The following is a 281-nucleotide window of genomic DNA, read 5'->3' as shown; positions in this document are numbered from 1 at the left end:
ACTTCCTTTAGGGGCCTATAGCTCAGCTGGTTAGAGCGCACGCCTGATAAGCGTGAGGTCGATGGTTCGAGTCCATTTAGGCCCACCATTTTCATAAAATTTCATTCCCATTATGGGGCTTTAGCTCAGCTGGGAGAGCGCCTGCCTTGCACGCAGGAGGTCAGCGGTTCGATCCCGCTAAGCTCCACCATTGCACATCTTACGATGATGCATTTTTAAATTGTGTTCTTTGAAAACTAGATATCGACATCCAAACAATATGCAAGGCAGATAGATTTATC

At 46.6% G+C, this 281-nt stretch carries 2 tRNA genes; both read left to right on the top strand.

Features of this window, described 5'->3' with window-relative positions:
* The first annotated feature begins 11 nt into the window (after positions 1–11).
* A tRNA-Ile gene (locus IHV11_RS21055) sits at positions 12–88 on the top strand.
* A gap of 26 nt (positions 89–114) precedes the next feature.
* Positions 115–190, top strand: a tRNA-Ala gene (locus tag IHV11_RS21050).
* Positions 191–281 lie beyond the last annotated feature (91 nt).

The sequence above is a fragment of the Fictibacillus sp. 26RED30 genome, assembly GCF_015903845.1.
Taxonomy (GTDB): domain Bacteria; phylum Bacillota; class Bacilli; order Bacillales; family Fictibacillaceae; genus Fictibacillus; species Fictibacillus phosphorivorans.
Note: the sequence above shows the minus strand (reverse complement) of the source record. Positions and strands in the feature narration are given on the sequence as shown.